This is a genomic window from Gemmata algarum (genome assembly GCF_034097035.1).
Classification (GTDB): Bacteria; Planctomycetota; Planctomycetia; order Gemmatales; family Gemmataceae; genus Gemmata; species Gemmata algarum.
Map to the genome: position 1 here is coordinate 150,434 of NZ_JAXBLV010000178.1, position 16,833 is coordinate 167,266.

The following is a 16,833-nucleotide window of genomic DNA, read 5'->3' on the forward strand; positions in this document are numbered from 1 at the left end:
ACTGCCGGTGCGAGATAAGATCGGATCCTGTTCCGAGCGGTCACTCGCGCAGGTACCACGGCACGTTCACCACCGAAACCCGCTCCAGCCCGCTGAAGTACAGGTAGCCCTTGATGATTGCTGCGGTCTGGTTGTGCAGCAGATAGTGGTACCACCGGTGCTCGACCAGTTCCGGCACCACGACCGCGATCGCCCGTCCCGGGTGCGCGCGCTCCAGGTCCGCCAGAAACTCCATGAGCGGCGTGTAAAGGCGCCGGTACGGCGAGGTCACCACGATGAGCTTCGGCGCCGTCGCCCCGGCCGAGCGACACGGCTCGGCGACCCGCTTCGCCCACTCCTCTTCGAGCGCCTGAAGTTGGAGATCGTCGGCGGCAATGTGGAGGGCGTACACCTCCGGCGACAGCCGCATGGCGAGCCGGGTGGCCTTCCTCGTCAGCTTCGACCAGCCGCGCACCAGTATTACGACTAACGGCGGGGACAGGTCACTCGTGTCCAGCGGATCGGCGGTCGAGAGCTGGCCGGCTACAGCACGGTAGTGCCGCCGCACCCCGAGAAACGCAGACATCAGCACCGCGACAAGCAAGACCGTTACCCACGCCCCGTCGGCGAACTTGGCGACCAGCACCACGGCCAGAGCGACGGCGGTGCCGAGCGCGCCGGCGGCGTTGACAACGACCGCGCCCCGCGCCCCGCGGCCGCCGGCCTTGACCCAATGGGCCACCATCCCGAGCTGCGAAAGGGTGAATGCCAGGAACGCGCCGACCGCGAACAGCGGGATCAGGTGGTCCGTCACCCCATCGAACGCGACCAGCAGGCCCGCCGATAAGGCCGTCAGCACGACGATCCCGCGTGTGTAGACGAGCCGCCGGCCGCGGTGCCCGAACCCGTGCGGCAGGTACCCGTCGTGGGCCACGGCGCGGCACAGCCGCGGGAAGTCGGCGAACCCGGTGTTCGCCGACAGGCACAGCACCGCCAGCACCGACCCGATGGTGACGTAGTAGACGGCCCCGCGCCCCGCGACCGCGGCCACGAGCTGCGAAATGACGCTGTCGTACCCGGGCCGACCGGGTTCGGTCGCGACGACCCCGTACGCCCGACACAGATACGCGATCCCGAGCAGCAGGGCCGATAGAATGACGATCACGGCGGCGAGCGTGCGCCGGGCGTTGACGGTCCGCGGCTCTCGAAAAGCGGGAACCCCGTTGCTGACCGCCTCGACGCCGGTCATCGCGGTGCAACCACTGGCGAACGCTTTCGCGAGCAGCCACACCCCAACGGCCTCCGTCGTGGCACCGGGTGCCGGTAGCGGCACCACCGGCACCGGCCGGCCGCCGGCCGCGATCACTTTCCACACCCCGACGGCCAGCACCCCGAACAGCGCTCCCACGAAGAGGTACGTCGGAACCGCCAGCGCGGCTCCGGACTCGCGCACGCCCCGCAAGTTGATGATCGCCAGCGCGGCCAGCACCACCAAGCACAGCGCAAGTGTGTGTGGTTGCAGCGCCGGCAACGCCGACACCAGCGCGCCGATGCCAGCGGAGATGCCGACCGCCACCACCAGCACGTAGTCGATCATCAGCGCCGCCGCGGCCAGCAGGCCCGCACGACCCCCCAAGTTCTCTTTTGCGACCGTGTAAGACCCGCCCCCACCGGGATACGCGGCGATCGTCTGCCGGTACGACAGGAACACAAGGAACAGCAGGCCGACGATCAGCAGCGTGATCGGGCCGATGAGTCCGGTCGCTCCGGCTCCAATGGCGAGAAGCACCGTTAAGGCGGCCTCGGGGCCGTACGCGGCCGACGCCAAGCCATCAAGGCCCAGCACCGGCACCCCGGTGACGGGGCCGACCCGCTCCCCCTCCTCCTCGGCGGTGGCGAGTGGGCGCCCGAGCAGCCAATCAAACAGCGCCATGCATTTCCTCACGAGAGACCGGTTTTCTTGCGCTTACGGTACAGCGTACTCGGGTCAATGCCGAGCACCCGCGCCGCCTCGTCCAGCGACGGCGCCGCCGCGACCACGCGGCGGATGTGTTCCGCCTCGAGGGCTTCGAGCGTGACCGGGCCGCCGAGTTCGACCCGCGCCGCCCCGCCCCCGGCGGCCGTGAGTTGACCCGGCATGTGTTCCAGACCCACACGCTCTTCGCGTGTCAGGATGACTCCGCGCTCCACCGCGTTCCGCAGCTCGCGAACGTTTCCGGGCCACGGGTAAGCGTCCAGTGCCGCTTCCGCCTCGGGCGTGAACCCGGTCACCGGCTTCCCGGACTGCCGGGCGAAGAACCTCAACAGGTGGCGCGCGAGCGGCAACACGTCCCCGCGGCGCTGACGCAGCGCGGGCATGGTGATTTCGATCACGTTCAAGCGGTAAAACAGGTCCTCGCGGAACCGCCCGGCCCGCACCTCAACCTCAAGCGGGCGGTTGGTCGCCGCGACGATCCGCACGTCCGCGCTCCGGGCCGCCGGCTCGCCCACCCGCTCGTACGTCTTGTCCTGGATCAGCCGCAGCAGCTTCGGCTGGAGCGCCAGCGGCAGGTCGCCGATCTCGTCGAGGAACAGCGTCCCCCCGTCGGCCGCGTCCACCTTGCCGATCTTGTCGGCAACCGCCCCGGTGAACGCACCCTTCGCGTGCCCGAACAGGTCGCTCTCCAGCAGGTCCGCGGACAGGCTCGGGCAGTGAACGGTCACGAACGGGCGCGCGGCCCGCTTGCTGCGCGCGTGCAGTTCCCGGGCGAGCACCCCCTTGCCCGTGCCGCTCTCGCCCCGCACCAGCACCGTCGCTTCCGTCGGGGCCACCTGGAGCGCCACGTCCAGGGCCGCGCGGACCGACGGCTCTGCGGAGTCCAGTTCGACCTCCGGCGGGAGCTGCCGGACCTGTTCTTCGAGCGCCGCCACCCGGTCGCGCAGCCCGCGGACGAGCGCCGACCGGTCGAGGGCCAAGCGGAGCTGGTTCGGCGTGAACGGCTTCGGCAGGTAGTCGAACGCGCCCTTCCGGAGCGCTTCGATCGCGGTGTCCAGGCTCGCGTGCGCCGTGACGATGACGACGTGCAGGCCCGGCGCCACCGCCAGCAGTTCGGGGAGCAGTTCGAGACCCTTTTCGGGGCCGAGCTTGAGGTCGAGGAACGCGAGGTCGAACCGCTGCGCGCGAAGCGCCTCGAGCGCCTGCGCGCGGTTCGCGGCGTCCTTCACCGTGTGACCGAAGCTCTCGAGCGCGATGCGGATCGTGCGCCGCAGGCTGGCCTCGTCGTCGATCACCAGCAACTGAAGCGTACCGCGTGAAGTTTGCATGGTTCTGCCGGGTTGCAAATTGCAATCCTCGCCGTGCGGGTTGCAACCGAATGGTCCAGGCCCCGCGTCCGGGTCCCCTGCGGAACTGCTGGGATTTCTAGTCGTTCCGTGATTCGGGCCGCTTCGGCACGCGGCCTGCCAATGAGTCGTTTCGCAATTCCGCTGCCGAGGGTTCCGCGATGAACGAAACGATCTGGCTGCCCGCGCTGCTGCTCCTCGGGCTGGCGTCCGTTGCGCTCATGTTCCTGTTCGTCGAAGCCTGCGACAAGGTGTGAGGACGCCATGCTCTGGTTCACCGCGCTCGTGACGCTGTTCCTATTGGGCTATTTACTCGCGGCGCTGTTGCGCCCCGAGCGGTTCTAACTCGGAGGATTTATGCCCGCGTCTGCCGTGCTGGAGGTGGTGGCCGCGCTCGCCGCCATCGTGACCGTGTGGTTCGCTCTCCTGGGCTGGAAGCTCCTGCCCGCGGCGAGCGCCCCCGGGTCCCGCGCCCGCCCCTAGGCGCGGGGCGGCCCGAACGAAACGGTCCGAACCGCATGAGCGGTTCCGGCACCCCCGCGCGCCGCGCGTGCGGATCTGACACCATTTACCCCGAATGGCACCACCATGATACTTCTGCCGATCCTGATTATCGGCCTGACCGTCGCGCTGTCGATCCCGTTGGGCCGGTACATGGCCCGCGTGCTCGACCGCGCCGGCCCCAGCAACGCGATCGAGCGGCTCATCGACACCGGCGGCCAGAACTGGAAGCAGTACGTGTCCGCGATGCTGCTGTCCAACGCGGTCCTGTTCGTGTTCGGGTTCGTGGTGCTCGCCACGCAGCCGTGGCACCCCGCGTTCCTGAACCCGGACAGCAAGGGGATGCTGTCCCCCTTCACGATCTTCAACACCGCCTGCTCGTTCCTCACGAACACGAACCTCCAGCACTACAGCGGCGAGGTCCACCTGACATACGGGAGCCAGATCTTCGGGATCATGTACAAGCAGTTCATGACCCCGGCGATCGGACTGGCGGCCCTGCTGGCGGTGATCCGCGGCCTGCGCGGCGATAAGACCGCTGGGGCAGCAGAACAAGCGGGAAGCTCCCCCGCAATAATCGTGGGCAACTACAACCTCGACGTGTGGCGCGGGCTGGTCTACGTTGCCCTGCCCCTCTCGGTGGTGGTAGGCCTTCTGCTGATCGCCGGCGGCACACCCATGACGTTCCGGGGGAACCAGGACGTTCCGACGCTTCAGGTCGGGGCCCTGGGCACCACCGACGACAGCTCCGCCAAACTACAAACGATCGCCCGCGGGCCGGTCGCCGCGGTGGTGGCGATCAAGCAAATCGGCACCAACGGCGGCGGGTTCTTCGGACCGAACTCGGCGCACCCGCTCGAGAACCCGACCGCGTGGACCAACGTGATCGAGTGCGTGTGCATCATCCTCATTCCGATGGCGTGCCTGGTAATGTTCGGTCACATGATCCGCAACCGCCGGCACGCGGGCGTCATCTTCGGGGTGTCGCTCGTGATCCTGACCGCCCTGACCTCCTGGGGGCTTCACCACGACACCGCGAAGCCGAACCCGGGTCTGGCCGGCGGCCCGGCGATCCTCGACGCAAAGGGACAACCGCCCACCGTCACCACGCTCAACAGCGAGGGGGGCATCGAGCAGAAGCCGCTGCCCGACCACGCCACCCGCGAACGTGTGGGCCTGCCGGTGACGCAAGACACGGGCAACCTGGAGGGCAAGGAGTTGCGGTTTGGCCCCGGCGCCGGGCCGACGTGGGCGGCGGCTACCACCTGCACCAGCAACGGGTCGGTGAACTGCATGCACGACAGCCTGAACCCGCTCGCGGGGCTGGCGCCACTCACCGGGATGTGGCTCAACTGCGCGTTCGGCGGCATCGGCGTCGGCCTCATCAACATGCTGATCTACCTCGTCGTCGCGGTGTTCCTCGCGGGGCTGATGGTGGGCCGAACGCCGGAGTACCTGGGCAAAAAGGTCGAAGCCCGCGAGATGAAGCTCGCCGCCCTGGCGCTCCTCGCGCACCCGATCCTGATACTGGCCCCGCTGGGGCTATTCGCAGCGGCCGGCTGGCTCGACCCGTCCACCAACAACCCCGGCGCGCACGGGTTCGGCGAGGGGGTGTACGAGTTCACCTCGTCGTCCGCCAACAACGGCTCCGGCTTCGAAGGGCTGGGCGACACGTTCGGGTTCAGCGACGCCGACAAGAACGCGAGCGCCCCCGCGCCGTATGCCCCGCACTGGGACATCGCGTGCGGACTGGTGATGATCCTCGCGCGGTTCATCCCGGTCATCGCCCCGATCGCGTTCGCGGCGAGCCTCGGCGGCAAGAAGCCGACCCCGTTCACCTCGGGCACGCTCCGCACCGACACGGTCACGTTCGGGTGCGTGCTGCTGGGCACGATTCTGCTCGTGGGCGCGCTGATGTTCCTGCCGATCGCGGCTTTGGGGCCGGTGGCCGAGCACTTCGGACCGCTCCCGTTCGGCCGGTGATTTCCGTTCGGGGCGCGGAACCAAGGGCGCCCTCCTGGGAATTCTGCGTCCCGACCCCCGCACTGCGAATTCAAGGAATTCAATGAGTACCGCAACGCTTCCGAACCCGACCGCCGACGACCTGAAACAGGCGCGCCGACTCAGCCGCAAGCAAGGGCTGTTCGCCCCCGACCTGCTCAAGTCCGCGCTGGTCCGCGCGTTCGTGATGCTCCGGCCGGACCTCCTGTGGAAGAACCCGGTGATGTTCACCGTGGAGATCGGTACCGTGCTGTCGATCGGCTACACCGGGGTGAAGGTCTTCGCGCCCGGTTCCACGCTCGCCTCGCTCGGGTACCTGGTCGCGCTGGACGTGTGGCTGTTCCTGACGGTGCTGTTCGCGAACTTCGCGGAGGCGCTGGCCGAGGCCCGCGGTAAGGCACAGGCCGACGCGCTGCGCAAAACCCGCCAAGAAACGCCGGCCCGCCGGCTGCGCAGCGCGAACGCCGAGCGGGCGCCGTCCGGCACGCTCGCGGCGTGGCGCCGCGACCCCGAAGCGTTTACCGACCGCGTCTCGTCCACGCAACTGAATCGGGGCGACTTGGTGCTGGTGGTGGCCGGCGAGTTCGTGCCCGGCGACGGCGAGATTGTGGAGGGGGTGGCCAGCATCGACGAGTCGGCGATCACCGGCGAGTCCGCACCCGTGGTGCGCGAGGCCGGCGGCGACCGCTCCGGCGTGACCGGGGGCACCCGGGTGCTGTCCGACGCGATCCTCGTCCGCCTCACGGCGTCCGCGGGTCAGTCGTTCCTGGACCGCATGATCGCGCTCGTGGAAGGCGCCGCGCGACAGCGCACGCCGAACGAGATCGCGCTCTCGCTGGTGCTGAGCACGTTCACCCTCATCTTCCTGGTGGTGACCGCGACCCTGTGGCCGATGGCCCGGTACGCCGAAGAGTACATGGCGAGCTATTTGGGCGCCGCGGGGCTGAAGAGCCTCGGGACCGATGTCCCGACCCTCGTCGCGCTGCTGGTGTGCTTGATCCCCACGACCATCGGCGCCCTGCTCGCGGCCATCGGCATCGCCGGCATGGACCGCGCGCTGCGTGCCAACCTGATCGCCAAGAGCGGTAAAGCCGTTGAGGTGGCGGGCGACATCGACACGTTGCTGCTCGACAAGACCGGCACCATCACGCTCGGGAACCGCCGCGCGACCGAGTTCCGCCCCGCCGGGCACTTCGCCGCGGCGGAGTTGGGCCGGTTGGCGGCACTGGCGTCGGCCGCGGACGAGACGCCCGAGGGCAAGAGCATCGTCGAACTGTACCGCCGGCTCCCCGGCGCCGTGGACGCCCCCCCGCCCGCGGGGTCGAAGTTCGTGGCGTTCACCGCGCAGACCCGCATGAGCGGCATCGATTTGCCCGACGGCCGCAGCATCCGCAAGGGCGCGGTCGACGCGATGCTGCGGCACCTGGCGCAAACCGGCGGTGTCGTCCCGCCGCAGGTGCAGGAGCAGGTGAACGCGATTGCGTCCCAGGGGGCGACCCCGCTGCTCGTGTGCGAAGGGAACCGACTCGCGGGCATCGTGGTGCTGGAAGACGTACTCAAGCCCGGCATCCGCGAGCGGTTCGAGCGGCTGCGGAAGATGGGCATCCGCACGGTCATGGTGACCGGCGACAACCCGCTGACCGCGAAGGCCATCGCCGGGCAGGCCGGGGTGGACGACTACATCGCGGAGGCGACCCCGGAGGCGAAGCTGGCGTACATCCGCAAGGAACAACACGGCGGCCGGTTGGTGGCGATGATGGGCGACGGGACCAACGACGCGCCCGCGCTGGCCCAGGCGGACCTCGGCGTCGCGATGAACAGCGGCACGCAAGCGGCGAAAGAGGCCGGCAACATGGTGGACCTCGACAGCGACCCGACCAAGCTGATCGAGTGCGTCGAGATCGGCAAGCAGCTCCTGATGACCCGCGGAGCGCTGACCACCTTCAGCATCGCCAACGACGTGGCCAAGTACTTCGCCATCGTCCCGGCGCTGTTCGCGGCCACACTGCCGTGGCTCAAGGCCCTCGACTTCATGAACCTGACGAGCCCGGTGTCGGCGATCATGGCGGCAGTGATCTTCAACGCGGTCATCATCCCGCTGCTGATCCCCGTGGCCCTGAAAGGCGTGACGTACCGCCCGGTCGGGGCCGACGCGCTGCTGCGCCGCAACCTGCTCGTCTGGGGCCTCGGCGGGGTGATCGCGCCGTTCGTCGGCATCAAGTTCATCGACTTGACGCTCGCCGCGCTGGGGCTCGCGTAATTCGCACCTTTGCACGCACCGCCCGGCGCGCCGGGCGAAAGGGAAATAACAATGAAAGCTCTGCTCTCGAATCTGCTGCTCGTTGTGCTGAGTGCCGCCATTTGCTGCGTCCTGTACCCGCTCGGGCTGTGGGCGTTCGGTCAGGCGGTGTTCCCTACGAAAGCGAACGGCAGCCTGCTGACTGCGCCCGGCCCGGACGGCGCGCCCCGCGTCGTGGGGTCGAGCCAGATCGCCCAGCCGTTCACCGGCGACGAGTACTTCTGGCCGCGCCCGTCGGCGGCGGGGTACAACGGAGCCGCCGCGAGCGGCTCGAACTGGGGCGCCAACAACCCGAAGCTGCGCGACCGCGTCGCGCAGCAGCTCGGGTCGATCGTTCAGTACAAGAAGGGATCGCCGTCGGCGATCCGCACGCCCCAGCAGGACGTTAAGGCGTGGTATTCGCTCAAGCCAGACCGCGCCGCCGACTGGGCCGGGGAATACTCCGTGGCCGCATCAAACTGGGCGAAAACCGACCTCGCAAAGGACAAATACGGGCTACAAGGTGAGTACATCCTCGCCTGGGCGCAAAGCCACCCGGAGGTGGTCGAGGATTGGAAGAAGGCGAACCCCACGAGGGCCGACGAGCCGAAGCCGGAAGACCTCGTGGCCAGGTTCTTCGCCAGCTTCGCCAAGACGCACCCCGGCAAATGGCCCGCGGCGGTCGAATCGAGGGATACCGACGGAACGGCTACCAAACGCATCGTACCGGCGGGGCCGGATGCGGCGGTCCACGCGAACTTCTTCGACATGTGGCTGCAAGACCCGGCGAACCGCGATAAGGTGCAGGATCTTGAACCGGTCCCGGCCGACATGGTAACGGCGTCCGGCGCGGGGCTGGACCCGCACATCACGCTTCGAAACGCGCTGTCGGTGTACCAACTCGATCGCGTTGCCGCAAAGCGGACGCCGCCCGGCGCCAACGCCGGGCAAGTGCGTGCAGAGATCGAATCGCTGGCCCGAGAGCACTCGTTCGTGCCGCTCTCCGGGCTGGTGGGCGAGCCGCTCGTGAACGTGTTGGAACTGAACCGCGAGTTAGACGCGAAGTTCCCGCTGACAGCCGCGAAGTGATCTGAACGTCCGCCTTGTACCTCTCCGCGGCCGGACATTTATTTGTACCGCCTTCCGGCCGACACCTCGCGCTGGTATGCTTCTTACTCGAGTGGGTAACTCGCTCACCCGGTCGTCTCTCCCTTTCGATCCAGGCCCGGGAATCGCCCCTCCCGGTTAGCTCGCCATGTGGACCCGCGCTACCCTATCTGCTTCGGGTCTTGCGCTCTCCGGACGGCCCCCTCGGCCCGCCCGCATCGCGTGGGCATACCTGCTGTTCGGCCTCGCCTGGATCTGGCTGACCGACCGGGCCGTTTGGGCCGGCGCGCGAAGCGACGAGGCGTTCTGGCTGTCGTCCGGAAAAGGGACGGCATTCGTGCTCCTGTCGGCGCTGCTGGTGTTTTACCTGGCGCGGCGCGAGCTCGAGACGCTCGCCGGGGCCGGCGCGCTGCTGCGGGCCGTCGCCGACGGCACCACCGACGCCGTGTTCGTCAAGGACCTCAACGGGCGCTACCTGCTGCTCAACGAAGCCGCGGCACAGTTCGCCGGTCGGCCGGTGGCGGAGCTGCTGGGGCGCGACGACACCGCGCTGTTCGACCCGGCCAGCGCCCGCATGGTCCGGGATCACGACCGGCGGGTGATGGCCGCCAACCGGGCCGAAACAACGGAAGAGGAACTGACCACGGCCGGGGTCACCCGCACGTTCCTCGCGACCAAAGCCCCGTACCGCAACGAGCACGGTGAAGTCATCGGGCTCGTAGGGATTTCCCGAGACATCACCGACCGCAAGGACGCCGAACGAGAGTTACGGGCCGAACGGGACCGTTTCCAGAGGTTCGTCGAGGCCGTTCCCCTGGTGCTGTGCTCCTTCCGGTTACGCCCGGACGGCACTACGTCTTTTCTGTACTCCAGCCCGCGGATCGAGGGCATCTACGGCATCGGCCCCGCCGCCCTTGCCCGAGACGCCGCACCGATCTCCGAGCTCATCCACCCCGACGACCGGGACCGCGTGCGATCCAGTATCGAGGAGTCGGCGCGCGGGCTGTTCCAGTGGCGGGAGGAGTTCCGCGTCCGACCGCCCGGCCGCGATGAACTCTGGATCGAAGGTCGGTCGGCGCCCGAGCGAGAGGCGGACGGCTCGACCGTGTGGCACGGATACATCGCCGACATCACAGCACGAAAGCGGACCGAACACGCACTCCAAGCGACCCGCGACCAGCTCCGGGAGGCGCTGCGGGTTGCCCGGCTCGGGAGTTGGACCTGGGATGAGGTCGCCGGCCGCTCCGAGTGGTCCGAGGAAGCGGCTGCGGTGCTCGGGTTCCCGGCAGCCGCCGGCCCCATAACCCTCGATTCGCTCCTGAGCTTGGTCCACCCGGACGACCGGGGCGCGATTCTGGACCAGTTCGCGGCGGCCCGGGTTGGGTCGGACCGGTTCGCCACCGATCTCCGTGTCACCACCGCCGACAGAGTGCAATGGGTCCATTGCCAAGCCCGGGCCGCACGGGGGACAGACGGGCGGCTGACGCGACTGGACGGCTTGGTCCAGGACATCACCGACCGGATGAGTGCCGCGGTGGCGCTCCGCGACCGGGAGCGGCTGCTGGCGATCGTCACCAGCGCGGCCCGGGTCGGGCTGGTTGTGGTGAACGACCGGTACGAGTACCTGTTCGCGAACGACACCTACGCGGCGGTACTCGGCATCCCTCCGGATCAAATCGTCGGTCGGCGGGTGCCGGACCTGCTGTCCGCCAGTTGGCCACAGATCAAACCGCACCTCGATCGGGCGCTAGCCGGCGAGTACGTGAGCTACGAGCTCGAGCGCGAGCCGCTGCCGGGAGGCGCCGGCTGGCGGACGCTGCGGGTCATGTACGAGCCGCGCCCGAAGGACGGCCGGCAGACGGCCGTGGTAGTCGTGATCGACCAAACGGAACAAAAGCAGGCCGAAACGGCGATCCGGGAGAGCGAAGAGCGATTCCGCACGCTGGTCGGCGCCCTCCCGGACGCGGTGTACATCAACGCTGGCGGGCGCGTGGCGTTCTGCAACCCGGCTTGCGTCCGGCTCTTCGGCGCACCTTCCCCTGACGCGCTGATCGGCAAAACCCCTTTTGAGCTGATGCACCCGGACGACCACGAGGTCATCCGCCGGCAAATCGCGGCCATCACGGCGAGCGGCACCTCGCCCCCCGAAATAGAAGAGCGGGCCGTTCGGCTCGACGGCACAGCGGTCCCGGTACTGGTGACCGCAATCGCGATCACCGACCACGCAGCACACGCGTTACTCGTCGTGCTCCGAGACCTGACCGAGCAGAAACGGGCGGAACGGCAGTTGCGGTATCAGGAACTCATGCTCCGAGAGGCGGCCGAGCTCGCCCACGTCGGCGGCTGGGGGTTCGACCCGGTGACGTTCGAAGGCGACTGGACCCCCGTGGTCGCCACCATTCACGACCTGCCCCCCGACGCACCGGCGCCCAAACCGGCGCGGGGGATCGAGTTCTACGTCGAAGAGGACCGGCCGCGGATTGCCGCGGCGGTGCGCGCCGCGACCGAATCCGGCACGCCTTACGACTTGGAGCTGCAACTGGTTTCGGCACACGGGGCGCTCAAATGGGTCCGCACCATCGCCCGGCCAATCGTTGAGGACGGACGTGTCGTGCGGGTCCGCGGGTCGCTACAGGACATTACCGACCGTAAACGGGCCGAGGCGGAGATCCGGAGCCTGAACGCGGAGTTGGAGCAGCGGGTGCGCGACCGGACGGCCGACCTGGAGGCGGCGAACGCCGACTTGGAGGCGTTCTCCTACTCCGTCTCACACGACCTCCGTGCGCCGCTGCGGGCCATTGACGGGTTCTCGCAAATCGTGCTCGACGAGTACGGACCGCAGCTCCCAGCCGACGCCCGCGAGTACCTGGCCGACGTGTGCGCGAACACGCTGCGCATGGGGCAACTGGTGGACGACCTGCTGACTTTTTCTCGGCTCGGCCGCCAGCCGGTCCGGCGCCAGACGGTTAACACGACCGAGATGGTCGCCGGCTGCCTCGACGAGTTGTTGCGACAGACCGGCGCCCGCCGCATCGAGATCCGGTCGGAAGAACTGCCCCCCTGCGACGCGGACCCAGCGCTGCTCCGACAGGTGTGGCTCAACCTGCTGGCGAACGCGCTCAAGTACAGCAGCCTCAGCAGTCCGGCGGTCATTGAGGTGGGCGCGACCGGGTCCCCGGACGGGCCGGTCTACTACGTCCGGGACAACGGCGTCGGGTTCGACATGCGGTACGCCCACAAGCTGTTCGGGGTGTTTCAAAGGTTGCACCGGGCCGAGGACTACGAGGGCACCGGCATCGGGCTGGCGCTGGTGCAGCGCATCGTCCACCGACACGGCGGTCGCGTGTGGGCCGACTCCGAACCGGGCGAATGGGCGATGTTCTCGTTCACGCTCGGGCGGCCGCCGTCCGCCTCCCCCGGACGGAGTTCCGCAGTCACGCCCACGCCCTCCGGAGCGAGCACCCCATGAGTACGCCACAGCCGCTTGATGTGCTCTTGGTCGAGGACGACCCGAACGATCTGAAGCTCACGCTACACGCGTTCCGCAAGTACCACCTCGCCAACGTGGTTCACGTCGCCCGGGACGGCGCCGAGGCGCTGGAGTTCGTGTTCCGCACCGGGCGGCACGCCGACCGCCCCGGGGGCCACCCGCACCTGATTCTACTGGACCTCAAACTGCCGCTCATGGACGGAATCGAGGTGCTCCGCCGGCTCAAAGAGAGCCCGGTGAGCCGCTTCATCCCGATCGTCGTCCTGACCTCGTCCCGAGAGGACAAGGACCTGACCGCGTGCTATGAGTTGGGTGTGAACAGTTACATCGTCAAGCCGGTGGACTTCGGCCAGTTCGGAGAAGTGGTGCGGCAGCTCGGCTTTTACTGGCTCCTTATCAACCAGCCCCCGCCCGGGTAGCCCCATGTCCGAATGTCCGCTCCGCGTGCTCCTCGTTGAGGACAACCCGTTCGACGCGCGGCTCGTGCAACACGAGCTGCGGCGCGCGGGGTACGTACCCGCGATGGAGCGCGTCGAGAGCGAACCGGCCTTCACGGCCGCGCTGGGCTCGACGCCGGATGTCATCCTGTGCGACTGGAACTTGCCACAGTTCGACGCCCTCCGCGCGTTAGCGGTCGCGCGCGAGCGGGTCCCCGAAGTCCCGTTCATCATCGTGTCGGGCTCCATCGGCGAGGAGCACGCGGTGCGGGCCATCAAGCTCGGCGCGGCCGACTACCTGCTGAAAGACCGGCTGGGGCGGCTCGGGCCGGCGGTGAAACAGGCGCTCGTCCAGCGCGACCTCCGTGCCGCCGAGCGGCGCGCCCGGGACGAGCTCCGCGCGAGCGAGGCGCGGTACCGGGTGCTGGCGGACAGCGTCCCCCAGATCGTGTGGACCGCACGGCCCGACGGGGCCGTCGACTACATGAACCGGCGGGCCGCAGAGTACTCGGGCGTGGAAGACGACCGGCTCATCGATTGGAACTGGGAACACCTGGTCCACCCGGACGACCGGCCCCACACGACCGCGACCTGGGGGGCGGTGCTCCGCACGGGAGAGCCGCAGGAGTTCGAGTTCCGGCTCCGCCGGTCCGACGGGGCGTACCGGTGGCACCTCGCCCGGCAGGTTGCGGTGCGCGGCCCGGCCGGGGTGGTGGAGCGGTGGTTCGGCACCTGCACCGATATCCACGACCAAAAGACGACGGCGGAACTGCTCGCCCAGGACGCCCAGGTGCTCGCGCACGTCCGCGACTCGGTCGTCGTAACGGACCCCGAGGGGGTCGTGACCTACTGGAACGCCGGGGCGACGCGGCTGTTCGGCTGGACGGCCCAGGAGATGATCGGCCGCCGGTACTCGGAGCGGTTCCCGGCGGAGTTCCGCCCGGAACTGAGCCGGGAGGTTCGGGCGCGGGCGGACGGGACCGAGTGGCACGGCGAGTACGAGGACCTGCGCAAGGACGGCACGCGGGTGTGGGTCCACGCGCGGGTGGGGCCGATCCGGGACGCCGCCGGGCGGGTGTGCGGGGTCCTCGGGCTGGCGTCCGACCTGACCGACCGTAAGCGGGCAGAGGAGTCGCTCGCCGCGGTGATGCGGAGCGTGGCCGACGCGATCGTTACCATCGACGAGCGCGGCACGATCGGCTCTGTGAACCCGGCCACCGAGCGGCTGTTCGGCTACACCGCCGCTGAGCTGGTCGGCCGGAACGTGCGGGTACTGATGCCCGAACCGCACAGCGGGCGCCACGACAGCTATTTGGAAAACTATCTCGGTACCGGCGTGTCCAAGATCATCGGCGTGGGGCGTGAGGTAGAAGGGCGGCGCAAGGACGGCACCACCTTCCCGGCCGATCTGTCGGTGACCGAGTTCCGGACCGAAGACGCCCGCCACTTCACGGGCGTGGTGCGCGATGTCACCGAGCGCAAGCGGTTGGAGGCGCAGTTCCGTCAGGCCCAGAAGATGGAAGCGGTGGGGCGGCTGGCGGGCGGGGTGGCGCACGACTTCAACAACCTCCTTACCGTCATCAACGGGTACACCGACCTGCTCCTCGGCGGGCCGCTCGCCGAGGACGACCGAGCCGCGCTGGCGGCGGTCCGCGACGCCGGCGAGCGCGCCGCCGGGCTCACGTCCCAGCTCCTGGCGTTCAGCCGCAAGGCGATCGTCGCGCCCCAGGTGCTGGACCTGAAGGAGGTGGTGGCGCAGGCCGAGCGGTTGCTGCGGCGGCTGATCGGCGAGGACGTGGCGCTGACCGTGACGTCCCACGCGGGGCCGTGCTGGATCGAGGCGGACCTGAACCAGCTCGACCAGGTGATCATGAACCTCGCGGTCAACGCCCGCGACGCAATGCCCACCGGCGGGCGGCTCACGTTCGAGACGCGCCGGATCCCGGTCGCACCGGGCACCTCGACCGACTCGGGGGAGTTGCGCGCCGGGTGGTACGTGAGCCTGGCCGTGCGCGACACCGGGTGCGGGATGTCCAACGAGGTGAAGGCCCGACTCTTCGAGCCGTTCTTCACCACCAAGGGGCCGGGCAGAGGCACCGGGCTGGGGCTCGCCGTGGTTCACGGCATCGTCAAACAGGCCGGGGGGCACATCTGGGCCGAAAGCGTGCCCGGAGCCGGTACCACGTTCCACATCCTGTTCCCCGAAGCCCCTGCGCCGGGCGGCCCGGGCGAATCGGCGGCCGTTGAGGCCCTCCGGCCCGGGACCGAAACGGTCCTGCTCGTCGAGGACGAGGACGCGGTTCGCTCGCTCTGCTGCTTGGTGCTGGAGGCCCAAGGGTACACCGTCCTCCCCGCCGCGGACGGCCGGGCGGCACTGGCCGCGATCGCGCGACACCGGGGCCGCATCCATCTGCTGGTCACCGATGTCGTGATGCCCGAGATGAGCGGCCGTGCTCTAGCGGACGCGGTACGGACGTTACAGCCCGACGCCCGCGTGCTGTTCATCAGCGGGTACACCGACGACGCGGTGGTGCGACACGGGGTGCGGGGCGAGGCCGATGCGTTCCTGCAGAAGCCTTTTACTCCCCTCGGGCTGGCGCGTAAGGTCCGGGCCGTGCTCGACGGCGCGCCGTGACGCCCGCGGTTGTATGAGACGAACTGGCACTGATTACCGTCGCTTGATTGCGCCTGCTGTGGTTCAGGTCGCGGGTGCGTTCCGCTCGTCATGCACCGGCCCCCCTTCCAAACCGTTGAAATTTCAAGAACGTACCTCGATGAAAGCCCGTTTAAATCGTGGCTGAGCCTGCAAAAGCGCCCAAAATCTGTTCTCTGCGTACTCTCGGAATCTGGTTACGGCATTTCGATTGCTCTCGTTCACGCGGGCGGAATTGCACTTCAACCGAGGGCCGCAAGTGGCAACAACCCTTTTAGCTTCCGCCGTAAAGTCGGCGGCCGGAACGGATTCTCCCGTCGCACGTGTTGTCAACAAGCTCCCACAGGTACGCACCAACGTCAGCAGCAACGAGCGCTGGCTCTCGCTCGCCGCAGGCGGCACGCTCGCCGCGCTCGGACTTGGCGGGCGCACGCCGGTGCTCGTGTCTGCGCTCGTTGGTGCGGGGTTGATCTACCGCGGCGTCACCGGGAACTGCGCGCTGTACCAGGCGCTTGGGGTCAGCACTTCCGATTCGACGAAGCCTCAAACAGCGATCGCCGGCGGGCACGGCACCCGGGTCGAACACGCCATTACGGTCAACAAACCGGTTCAAGAGGTCTACCGGTTCTGGCGCGACTTCGAGAACCTGCCCACGTTCATGACGCACCTGATCGACGTGAACACCAGCACCGACGGCCGCTCGCACTGGACCGCACGCGGGCCGCTCGGGGTCACCGTCGAGTGGGAGGCGGAACTCGTCACCGACCGGCCCAACCAAGTTATCGCGTGGCGCTCGCTCGACGGTGCCGATGTCGATTCCGCCGGATCGGTTCACTTCACCGAACTCCCGCACGGGCGCGGCACCGAGGTGCGCGTCGCCCTCAAGTACGACCCGCCGGGCGGGAAACTCGGTACCGCCATCGCCACGCTCATCGGCCGGTCGCCGGCCGCACAAATCAAAGCCGACATGCGCCGCTTCAAGCAGCTCTTGGAAGCAGGCGAGATACCCACCACCGAAGGGCAGCCCCACGGCCGCCGCTGAAGTCACCATTCGGCCACGGTGCCG

11 protein-coding genes are annotated in these 16,833 nt (G+C 68.7%); 9 read left to right on the plus strand and 2 right to left on the minus strand.

What is annotated here, in order from left to right:
• Positions 1 to 40: 40 nt before the first annotated feature.
• Positions 41 to 1,912 carry an APC family permease gene (locus tag R5W23_RS15035; protein WP_320686995.1) on the minus strand — a complete coding sequence of 624 codons (1,872 nt, stop codon included), beginning with the start codon at positions 1,910 to 1,912 and terminating at the stop codon, positions 41 to 43.
• 8 nt (positions 1,913 to 1,920) lie between these two features.
• Positions 1,921 to 3,282 (minus strand): sigma-54-dependent transcriptional regulator, encoded by a 1,362-nt coding sequence (locus R5W23_RS15040; protein ID WP_320686996.1) that lies wholly within the window; start codon positions 3,280 to 3,282, stop codon positions 1,921 to 1,923.
• Between the two features lie 282 nt (positions 3,283 to 3,564).
• On the opposite strand from R5W23_RS15040, the gene kdpF reads away from it, so the two are divergent.
• From kdpF to R5W23_RS15080, 9 genes are all read left to right on the plus strand, one after another.
• Positions 3,565 to 3,645 (plus strand): K(+)-transporting ATPase subunit F, encoded by an 81-nt coding sequence (kdpF, locus tag R5W23_RS32670; protein ID WP_010043457.1) that lies wholly within the window; start codon positions 3,565 to 3,567, stop codon positions 3,643 to 3,645.
• Positions 3,646 to 3,657: 12 nt separating this feature from the next.
• Positions 3,658 to 3,783: a hypothetical protein gene (locus R5W23_RS15045; protein WP_320686997.1), complete on the plus strand. Its 126-nt coding sequence runs from the start codon at positions 3,658 to 3,660 to the stop codon at positions 3,781 to 3,783.
• Between the two features lie 105 nt (positions 3,784 to 3,888).
• Complete coding sequence (gene kdpA / locus R5W23_RS15050) at positions 3,889 to 5,784, plus strand: potassium-transporting ATPase subunit KdpA (RefSeq protein WP_320686998.1); 1,896 nt, start codon at positions 3,889 to 3,891, stop codon at positions 5,782 to 5,784.
• A gap of 82 nt (positions 5,785 to 5,866) precedes the next feature.
• Entirely contained in the window at positions 5,867 to 8,062 is a 2,196-nt protein-coding gene (gene kdpB, locus R5W23_RS15055) for a potassium-transporting ATPase subunit KdpB (protein ID WP_320686999.1), read from the plus strand.
• Between the two features lie 51 nt (positions 8,063 to 8,113).
• Positions 8,114 to 9,169, plus strand: a complete 1,056-nt coding sequence (locus tag R5W23_RS15060; RefSeq protein ID WP_320687000.1) for a potassium-transporting ATPase subunit C — start codon at positions 8,114 to 8,116, stop codon at positions 9,167 to 9,169.
• A gap of 166 nt (positions 9,170 to 9,335) precedes the next feature.
• The gene (locus R5W23_RS15065; RefSeq protein WP_320687001.1) at positions 9,336 to 12,656 is read left to right on the plus strand and encodes a PAS domain-containing sensor histidine kinase; all 3,321 of its coding nucleotides are present in this window, start codon (positions 9,336 to 9,338) and stop codon (positions 12,654 to 12,656) included.
• On the plus strand, positions 12,653 to 13,096 hold the full coding sequence (locus tag R5W23_RS15070; protein ID WP_261184615.1) for a response regulator: 444 nt from the start codon (positions 12,653 to 12,655) through the stop codon (positions 13,094 to 13,096). The genes R5W23_RS15065 and R5W23_RS15070 overlap by 4 nt, the downstream gene beginning before the upstream one ends.
• Before the next feature lie 4 nt (positions 13,097 to 13,100).
• Positions 13,101 to 15,749, plus strand: a complete 2,649-nt coding sequence (locus R5W23_RS15075) for a PAS domain S-box protein (RefSeq protein WP_320687002.1) — start codon at positions 13,101 to 13,103, stop codon at positions 15,747 to 15,749.
• Between the two features lie 277 nt (positions 15,750 to 16,026).
• Positions 16,027 to 16,809 carry an SRPBCC family protein gene (locus R5W23_RS15080; RefSeq protein WP_261184617.1) on the plus strand — a complete coding sequence of 261 codons (783 nt, stop codon included), beginning with the start codon at positions 16,027 to 16,029 and terminating at the stop codon, positions 16,807 to 16,809.
• The last annotated feature ends 24 nt before the right edge of the window (positions 16,810 to 16,833 follow it).

Excerpts from the sequence above, each read along its gene's own strand:
- kdpF (WP_010043457.1), top strand. The coding sequence starts at position 3,565 with ATGCTCTGGTTCACCGCGCTCGTGACGCTGTTCCTATTGGGCTATTTA.
- R5W23_RS15035 (WP_320686995.1), bottom strand. The coding sequence starts at position 1,912 with ATGGCGCTGTTTGATTGGCTGCTCGGGCGCCCACTCGCCACCGCCGAG.
- R5W23_RS15040 (WP_320686996.1), bottom strand. The coding sequence starts at position 3,282 with ATGCAAACTTCACGCGGTACGCTTCAGTTGCTGGTGATCGACGACGAG.
- R5W23_RS15065 (WP_320687001.1), top strand. The coding sequence starts at position 9,336 with ATGTGGACCCGCGCTACCCTATCTGCTTCGGGTCTTGCGCTCTCCGGA.
- kdpB (WP_320686999.1), top strand. The coding sequence starts at position 5,867 with ATGAGTACCGCAACGCTTCCGAACCCGACCGCCGACGACCTGAAACAG.
- R5W23_RS15070 (WP_261184615.1), top strand. The coding sequence starts at position 12,653 with ATGAGTACGCCACAGCCGCTTGATGTGCTCTTGGTCGAGGACGACCCG.
- R5W23_RS15045 (WP_320686997.1), top strand. The coding sequence starts at position 3,658 with ATGCCCGCGTCTGCCGTGCTGGAGGTGGTGGCCGCGCTCGCCGCCATC.
- kdpA (WP_320686998.1), top strand. The coding sequence starts at position 3,889 with ATGATACTTCTGCCGATCCTGATTATCGGCCTGACCGTCGCGCTGTCG.
- R5W23_RS15060 (WP_320687000.1), top strand. The coding sequence starts at position 8,114 with ATGAAAGCTCTGCTCTCGAATCTGCTGCTCGTTGTGCTGAGTGCCGCC.
- R5W23_RS15075 (WP_320687002.1), top strand. The coding sequence starts at position 13,101 with ATGTCCGAATGTCCGCTCCGCGTGCTCCTCGTTGAGGACAACCCGTTC.